At 65.0% G+C, this 7,308-nt stretch carries 9 protein-coding genes and 1 pseudogene; 6 read left to right on the top strand and 4 right to left on the bottom strand.

What is annotated here, in order from left to right:
* The 4 genes from SJH88_RS18000 to hemP form a co-directional block, all read left to right on the top strand.
* The coding region (locus SJH88_RS18000) for an energy transducer TonB (protein ID WP_274755267.1) at window positions 1-375 on the top strand (375 nt) is incomplete at its 5' end.
* Between the two features lie 21 nt (window positions 376-396).
* Window positions 397-1,128 (top strand): MotA/TolQ/ExbB proton channel family protein, encoded by a 732-nt coding sequence (locus SJH88_RS17995; RefSeq protein ID WP_043386915.1) that lies wholly within the window; start codon window positions 397-399, stop codon window positions 1,126-1,128.
* Window positions 1,129-1,131: 3 nt separating this feature from the next.
* Window positions 1,132-1,542, top strand: a complete 411-nt coding sequence (locus tag SJH88_RS17990; protein WP_042416545.1) for an ExbD/TolR family protein — start codon at window positions 1,132-1,134, stop codon at window positions 1,540-1,542.
* A 271-nt stretch (window positions 1,543-1,813) separates the two neighbouring features.
* Window positions 1,814-2,029 (top strand): hemin uptake protein HemP, encoded by a 216-nt coding sequence (hemP, locus tag SJH88_RS17985; RefSeq protein WP_042416549.1) that lies wholly within the window; start codon window positions 1,814-1,816, stop codon window positions 2,027-2,029.
* Window positions 2,030-2,194: 165 nt separating this feature from the next.
* On the opposite strand, the gene SJH88_RS17980 is transcribed toward hemP, so the two are convergent.
* Window positions 2,195-2,602, bottom strand: coding sequence for a GlcG/HbpS family heme-binding protein (locus SJH88_RS17980; RefSeq protein WP_042416552.1), 408 nt, complete (start codon window positions 2,600-2,602; stop codon window positions 2,195-2,197).
* Window positions 2,603-2,813: 211 nt separating this feature from the next.
* On the opposite strand from SJH88_RS17980, the gene SJH88_RS17975 reads away from it, so the two are divergent.
* Window positions 2,814-3,506 (top strand): Bax inhibitor-1/YccA family protein, encoded by a 693-nt coding sequence (locus tag SJH88_RS17975; protein ID WP_274755266.1) that lies wholly within the window; start codon window positions 2,814-2,816, stop codon window positions 3,504-3,506.
* 99 nt (window positions 3,507-3,605) lie between these two features.
* A pseudogene (locus tag SJH88_RS17970) lies at window positions 3,606-3,967 on the top strand (hypothetical protein).
* 107 nt (window positions 3,968-4,074) lie between these two features.
* Here SJH88_RS17970 and rlmD read toward each other — a convergent pair.
* From rlmD to SJH88_RS17955, 3 genes are all read right to left on the bottom strand, one after another.
* Entirely contained in the window at window positions 4,075-5,532 is a 1,458-nt protein-coding gene (gene rlmD / locus SJH88_RS17965; protein ID WP_231499253.1) for a 23S rRNA (uracil(1939)-C(5))-methyltransferase RlmD, read from the bottom strand.
* Between the two features lie 241 nt (window positions 5,533-5,773).
* Entirely contained in the window at window positions 5,774-6,208 is a 435-nt protein-coding gene (locus tag SJH88_RS17960; protein WP_274755265.1) for a reverse transcriptase-like protein, read from the bottom strand.
* 13 nt (window positions 6,209-6,221) lie between these two features.
* Window positions 6,222-7,160 carry a CysB family HTH-type transcriptional regulator gene (locus tag SJH88_RS17955; RefSeq protein WP_274755264.1) on the bottom strand — a complete coding sequence of 313 codons (939 nt, stop codon included), beginning with the start codon at window positions 7,158-7,160 and terminating at the stop codon, window positions 6,222-6,224.
* Between the last annotated feature and the right edge of the window lie 148 nt (window positions 7,161-7,308).

Here is a 7,308-nt window from a genome sequence, read left to right as displayed (position 1 = left end):
CTGGACAGCGCACCGCCGTCGAGACGGCGCCCCCCCGCCCCGCCCGCACCACCGGCCCCGTCGACACCGCCAGCCGCACCTTCGGGCGGGGCCGTGCAGCTGCCATCCAGCGACGCCGCTTACCTGAACAATCCACGCCCCGGCTATCCATCGATCAGCCGCCGCATGGGCGAGCAGGGCAAGGTGCTGCTGCGCGTGATGGTGAGCGAACAAGGCCTGCCGCAGCAAATTGAAATCAAGACGTCCAGTGGCTATGAGCGCCTGGACAAGGCCGCCATCACCTCCGTGCAGCGATGGCGCTTTGTGCCCGGCAAGCGCAATGGCGTCCCCGAAGCCATGTGGTACATCGTGCCCATCAATTTCGTTCTCGAATAAACAGTCATCTGAGGAGTTTTCATGGAATCCCAATTCGGCATTGCCCACGTCTGGGCGCAAGGCGACTTTGTCACGCGTGGCGTCGCCATCCTGCTGCTGCTCATGTCGGTCGCCTCGTGGGTCGTGATCATCGTCAAGGCCCTGGGCCTGATGAAGTTCAAGAAATACGCCAAGGAAGCCAAGGATTTCTGGCACAGCGAAGACTTCGGCGCCGGCCTGAACAAGCTGGACGCCAATCCATCCAACCCCTTCCGCTACCTGGCCCTGGAAGGCCGCGAAGCCATCGCCCACCACCGCAAGACCAGTGCCCACCTGCACGATGCGCTGGACGTCAGCGACTGGATCACACGCTGCCTGCGCAACGGCATCGATGAGTTCACGGCCCGCCTGCAGTCCGGCCTGGCCATCCTGGCATCGGTTGGCTCCACCGCCCCCTTCGTGGGTCTGTTCGGCACCGTCTGGGGCATCTACCACGCGCTGATCGTGATCGGCACCAGCGGCCAGGCGTCCATCGACAAGGTGGCAGGCCCCATCGGCGAGGCCCTGATCATGACGGCCTTCGGCCTGGCCGTGGCCATCCCCGCCGTGCTGGGCTACAACGCCATCGTGCGCGGCAACAAGGGCGTGCTGGGTGGTCTGAACAGCTTTGCCCACGACCTGCACGCCTTCTTCGTGACCGGTGCCCGCATGACCGTGGACACGTCCAGCAACGGCACCGACGGCAAGGTGCTGCCGATCAAGAAAGGCGCGTAAGCCATGGCCTTCGGCACCCAAGACGACAGCGATGAAGTCATGAACGAAATCAACATGACGCCCCTGGTGGACGTCATGCTGGTGCTGCTCATCGTCTTCATCATCACCGTGCCTGTCATGAAGCATGCGGTGAATGTGGACCTGCCCCGCGCCTCCAACGAGCCCGAGGTGGTCAAGCCCCAGAACATCAGCCTGAGCATCGACGCCCAGGGCCAGTACCACTGGAACAAGGAAGCCATCAGCGACGAGCAGCTGGTGGAGCGCCTGAAGGCCGAGGCCGCCAAGGACCCGCAGCCGGACCTGCACATCCACGGCGACAAGCAAGTGCGTTACGAGCGCGTGGCCAAGGCCATGGCGGCGGCCCAGACATCGGGCATCCGTAAGATCGGCTTCGTGACCGAACCTGAGCGTTGACCGCCGGCTGCACGGCCCGAGAACGCCCCCGCCCTGCACGCGCAAGCCTGCAGGGCTTTTTTTAGGCTTTGCAAAAAACAGAGCTGTTAGCGCTCGCCATTCCTGGGTTTCAATCACTTTTTGGGCTGAATGCGAATGCAGAAGAGCGCCAGGCGCTATCTATTCCTGCATGCAATCCCCTTTTACATCCAGGGACACCGAATAGCGGTTGACTCACGAATAAGAATCGTTATCATTAACAAACATTCACACCAACCCAACACTTCGCACCATGCAAGCCACACTCACCCTCCCCACCGCGCGCCGCGTTGCAGCCCCATCGTCTGTGCTGTCCGAGCGTGCCAGCCAGCCGGCCAGCGCCGCCGAGGACCTGAGCGTGGACAGCGAGCTGCTGCTGCGTGGCCAGAAATCGGTGTCTATCGTGCACAACGGCGCCACCTACCGCCTGCAGGCCACCAAGCTGGGCAAGCTGATCCTGACCAAATAAACCGTTTCATCGTGGGGCGATTCCGGGTTCACTGGCCCGGCATCGTTTTAGGCCAGCCAACAAGGCGTTCATCGGGCATTGCGTAGCCAGTCCTTTTTTCCACGAAGCTCCCAACAAAAAAGCGACCCGACCGGTCGCTTTTTCTATGGCCGCAGAAGCGGCGGCTTACAGGCCCAGCGCCGCAATGCCGGCTTGCGCCACCTGCGCGTCTTCGCTGGCCTTCACGCCGGAGACACCGACGGCGCCCAGGCACTGGCCGTCCTTGAGGATGGCCACGCCACCTTCCAGCAGGCCATCCACAAAGGGCGCGCTCAGGAAGGCCGTGCGGCCGTTGTTGATCATGTCCTCGAAGGCCTTGGTATCCTTGCGGCCCAGAGCGGCCGAGCGGGCCTTGGCCGGCGCAATGTGCGAGGAGATGGCGGCGGCGCCATCCAGGCGCTGCAACCACAGCAGGTGGCCGCCATCGTCCACGATGGAGATGGTCACTGGCCAGTGGTTTTTCAGCGCTTCGGCTTCTGCCGCGGCGGCAATTTTCTTGACATCGGCCAATTCCAGTTCAAACTTGCTCTTCATCGCTACGACTCCCACAATTTGTATACAAAACAGGGCAAGCATAGCGACAATCCAGCCCCCCGCCCCAACCTTCTGCGCAAAACATTCCAACCCAAAAACGCGCGGAAAAACCGCTCCGCCCTGCGCGAGCGGCGGGAACTTACACCCCGCAACCCTTCTCATAGAATGGACGCCACGGGCATTTCGCCCGTTCAACAGGAGAAAACACTCAATGAACCACCAAGTAAACACTTTGGACTCTGCAAGCTACGGTATCGCGCAGCAGCAGCGCCACAGAGTGCTGCGCAACACCTACTGGCTGCTGGCACTGAGCCTGCTGCCCACCGTGCTGGGCGCCTGGGTTGGTGTGGCCACCGGCATCACGGCCGGCCTGACAGGCTTTGTGGGCCTGCTCGTCTTCATGGGCGGCGCCTTCGGCTTCATGTTCGCCATCGAAAAGACCAAGCACTCGGCCGCAGGCGTGCCCGTGCTGCTGGGCTTTACCTTCTTCATGGGCCTGATGCTGTCGCGCATGATTGCCATGGTGCTGGGCTTCAGCAATGGCTCGCAGCTGATCATGACCGCCTTTGCGGGCACGGCCGGCGTGTTCTTCGTCATGGCCTCGCTGGCCACCGTCATCAAGCGTGACATCTCCGGCATGGGCAAGTGGCTGTTCGTCGGCGCGCTGGTGCTGATGGTGGGTGCCGTCATCAACGTGTTCGTGGGTTCCACCGCGGGCATGATGGCGATTTCCATGCTGGCCATCGGCATCTTCTCGGCCTACATGCTGTACGACATCAAGCAGATCATCGACGGCGGCGAGACCAACTACATCAGCGCCACCATGGCCCTGTACCTGGACATCTTCAACGTGTTCCAGAGCCTGCTGGCCCTGCTGGGCATCATGGGCGGCGAACGCGACTGATGCACGGCCACAAGGCCCTAAAAGCCCCTTCGGGGGCTTTTTTACGTCCGCGCGAAGAAACCCTTAATATTGTCTGCAGCTTGTCGATACCACTGACACATGCCAAAACATCTCCACTACTTCCGCCCTGCCTTCTTGCTGCTGCCGCTGGCCGCAGGCTTGCTGGCAGGTTGTCTTGAACAGGTGCCGGGTCTGGGTCCGGACCCCGCATGGTGATCCGCGAGAACGAGGCCAAGGCCATCGGCAGCGCCTGCCGCCATGCCATGCGCGGCATCGAAGACTGCTACACCCTCAACCCCAAGGCGCCCAAGGCCATGGTGTTCGCCGGCTGGAAGGAGATGGACGAGTACATGCGCGAGCACAAGCTGGAAGGCACGCCCTCGGTGCTGACGCAAAAGCCCGAGCCTGCACGCGCCCGTGAAGACGACGTCGAAACCGAATACACCCGACCCCGCAGCTGAGCGGGTGCCCACCACCACAAAAAAGCCCGGAGAGCCTTGCGCGCATCCGGGCTTTTTTTGTGGCGTGTCACACCAGGGCAGCAACGCCGCCCCGGTCAGGCACACCCTCAGTGGGCGCGCTCGAACACGGCCATCGATTCCACGTGGGCCGTGTGCGGGAACATGTTGACCACCCCAGCGGCCACGCAGCGGTAGCCCGCCTGGTGCACCAGCAGGCCGGCATCGCGCGCCAGGGTAGCGGGGTTGCAGCTGACGTAGACAATGCGCTCGGGGAACTGCCAGGCCTCGTGGCCTTCGGGCAGCGGGGGCAGCAGGTCGGGCTGCTCTTCCGTGGCCACGCCAGTCTGCTTGGCGCCGATGCGGATCTGGTGGATGTCGGCCAGCGCCTTGGACAGGGCGAACGCGCCCTCGCGCGGGGGGTCCACCAGCCACTTGTCGGCATTGCCGTCGGCCATCAGCAGCGCCGGCGTCATATTGAACAGGTTGCGGCCCACAAAGCGGGTCGGAGCCAGCTGGTCGCCCTGCGCGCGCGTGGCGTTGTTGGCGGCGTAGTTCTCGTGCGAGCGCTGCACCAGCGCGTCCGAGCCCTCGATGCCCAGCACCTCGCGCGCCATGGTGGCCAGCGGCAGCGTGAAGTTGCCCAGGCCGCAGAACCAGTCGATCACGCGGTCGCTCTTTTGCGCATCCAACAGGCGCAGCGAACGCGTCACCAGCACGCGGTTGATGTGCGGATTGACCTGGGTGAAGTCCGTGGGCTTGAACGGCATGGTGATGCCGAAGTCCGGCAGCGCATACGACAGCTGGGGGCCACCCGGGTCCATCAGGTGCACGGTGTCCGGGCCCTTGGGCTGCAGCCACCACTGCACGTTCTGTGCGGCGGCAAAGTCGCGCAGGCGCTGCAGGTCGGCGTCGGACAGCGGCTCCAGGTGGCGCAGCACCAGGGCGGTGACATGGTCGCCACAGGCCACCTCGATCTGCGGGCAGGTCTCGCGCGCATCCAGGCTGGCGATCAGCGCGCGCATGGGCATCAGCATGGCGTCCACGTGGGGTGGCAGCACCTTGCAGGTTTCCATGTCGGCGATGTAGCGGCTCTTGCGCTCGTGGAAGCCCACCAGCACCTTGCCCTTCTTGATCACATAGCGCACCGACAGGCGGGCGCGATAACGGTAGCCCCAGGCCGGGCCTTCGATGGGGCGCAGCAGGGTCTCGGGCTTGACCTTGCCCAGGTGCCACAGGTTGTCCTCCAGCACGCGCTGCTTGACGGCCACCTGGGCCGCCACGTGCATGTGCTGCATCTTGCAGCCGCCGCAGGCACCATCGTGCAGGCCGAAGTTGGGGCAGCCGGGCTGCACGCGCTGTGCAGATTCGCGGTGGATCTCGCGCAGGCTGGCGGCTTCCCAGTTGTTCTTCTTGCGGTGCACGTTGGCCGTGACCAGCTCGGTGGGCAAAGCCCCGTCGATGAACACCACCTTGCCATCGGGCTTGCGGGCCACGCCCTTGGCTTCCATGTCCATGGACACCACTTCCAGCCAGCCTTCGGGCAGGCTGGGGTTGGCGGCGGGCATGTCGGCGTATTCGGTATCGGGGGAAATCTTGTCGTTCTGGTCACTCATGATGGGCGACATTGTCTCAGGCTCTGAGTACCTTGCGCGGCGACAGGAAAGCGGGGCCCCACGTGGATGGCGCATGGCGGCAGGCAGGGCCGGCACAGCCGCGCCCCCGGCCCTCACGGCGCGGTTGCACCAGAGTTTCTGGCCAAAAATGGCACCAGCGCTTGTGCAGCCTGCGCTGTGCGCTATGTTTTCCTCAAACTTCGAGCGCCTCGGCGGCCGCGCGTGCCAGGGCATCGGCCTCGCTGTTGCAGCGCCGCGGCACCCAGCGCAACTGCACCGTGCCCAGGGCCTGCAAGGCCTGGCGCGCCTGGGCGAACAGCGGCTCCAGCCGCACGATCGGCCGCGGTGGGCGGCCGGGTGCTGGCGCCAACTGCTCCAGCAGCACATGGCTGTCGGTGTAAATGCGCAGGGCCTGGGCCCCGGCCTGCTGCGCGGCCTGCAGGCCGTCGAGCAAGGCAGTCAGCTCGGCCTCGTTGTTGCAGCCGGTGTGCGGCAGGCGCCGTGCCGCGCTGTGGTGGGAGCCGTCGGGGCCGGTGAGCACCAGGCCCACGGCCATGCGCCCCGGGTTGGGCATGGCCGAGCCATCGATGTGCAGGATCCAGAAATGAGGGGGTGGGTAAGCGCGCAACACGGGCCCGACTCTACACCGCCGGCGCCTTGCCTTGCAGGGTCTGGGCGATCACCTCCCGCGTCAGCGTGGGCACAAAGCGCTGCATGAAGTCGTAGGCATACCCGCGCAGCCAGGCACCGCGGCGCAGCCCCAGGCGGGTGACGTTCACCTCGAACAAATGCCCCGCATCCAGCGCGTGCAGGTGCAGGTCGCGCTCGGGATCGAGCGCCACCGAGGCGACGATGCCCACGCCCATGCCCAGCTCCACATAGGTCTTGATCACATCGGCATCCATGGCGGTCAGCACCACGTCGGGGACCAGGCCCTCGCGCTCAAAGGCCTCGTCGATGTGGGCGCGCCCGGTGTAGCCCTGCTCGTAGGTGATGATGGGAAAGGCCGCCAGGTCCTGCAGGGTGAGCGGCAGCTCGTGCTGCAGCAGCGGGTGGCCGGGCGGCAGCACCACGCTGTGCGTCCAGCGGTAGCAAGGCAGCGTGACCAGACCCTCATAGCCGGCCAGGGCCTCGGTGGCCACACCCAGGTCGGCCTCGCCGCTGAGCAGCATCTGCGCCACCTGCTTGGGCGATCCCTGGTGCAGGTGCAAGCGCACCAGGGGGTAATGCTGGCGAAACTCCTGCACCACCTGCGGCAGCGCATAGCGCGCCTGGCTGTGCGTGGCGGCGATCGACAGCTGCCCATGCGCGCTGGCGCTGAAGTCGGCCCCCACGCGGCGCAGGTTATCGGCATCGAGCAGCAGGCGCTCCACGATGGGTAGCAGCTCGGCACCGGGCTGGGTCAGCCCGGTCAGGCGCTTGCCGGCCCGCAGGAAGATGTCGACTCCCAGTTCCTCCTCCAGCTCGCGGATCTGGCGGCTGACCCCCGGTTGCGAAGTGTGCAGGATCTGTGCGACATCGGTCAGGTTGAAGCCGCTGCGCACGGCCTCGCGCACGGAGCGCAATTGCTGGAAATTCATAGACTATCAAAACAGAAGCTGTCAGCGCTTGACCAGCAAGCGTTGACAGCCAATTTCATGCAGCTACCGTCCAGGCACTGTCCACGGGGGCCTGCTGCTGGCCTGCCGGCTGCGCCTGCCGGGCCGGCACGCGGCCGTGGGCGGCCAG

The sequence above is a fragment of the Comamonas sp. GCA5 genome (genome assembly GCF_036541385.1).
GTDB lineage: Bacteria > Pseudomonadota > Gammaproteobacteria > Burkholderiales > Burkholderiaceae_C > Comamonas > Comamonas aquatica.
The sequence above is the reverse complement of the archived record's forward strand: the minus strand, read 5'-3'. Positions and strand labels throughout refer to the sequence as shown.

Bases quoted from the DNA above. Each gene is read 5' to 3' on its own strand.
- SJH88_RS17995 (WP_043386915.1), top strand. From the start codon at position 397: ATGGAATCCCAATTCGGCATTGCCCACGTCTGGGCGCAAGGCGACTTT.
- SJH88_RS17955 (WP_274755264.1), bottom strand. From the start codon at position 7,160: ATGAATTTCCAGCAATTGCGCTCCGTGCGCGAGGCCGTGCGCAGCGGC.
- hemP (WP_042416549.1), top strand. From the start codon at position 1,814: ATGCAAGCCACACTCACCCTCCCCACCGCGCGCCGCGTTGCAGCCCCA.
- SJH88_RS17975 (WP_274755266.1), top strand. From the start codon at position 2,814: ATGAACCACCAAGTAAACACTTTGGACTCTGCAAGCTACGGTATCGCG.
- rlmD (WP_231499253.1), bottom strand. From the start codon at position 5,532: ATGCCCGCCGCCAACCCCAGCCTGCCCGAAGGCTGGCTGGAAGTGGTG.
- SJH88_RS17990 (WP_042416545.1), top strand. From the start codon at position 1,132: ATGGCCTTCGGCACCCAAGACGACAGCGATGAAGTCATGAACGAAATC.
- SJH88_RS17980 (WP_042416552.1), bottom strand. From the start codon at position 2,602: ATGAAGAGCAAGTTTGAACTGGAATTGGCCGATGTCAAGAAAATTGCC.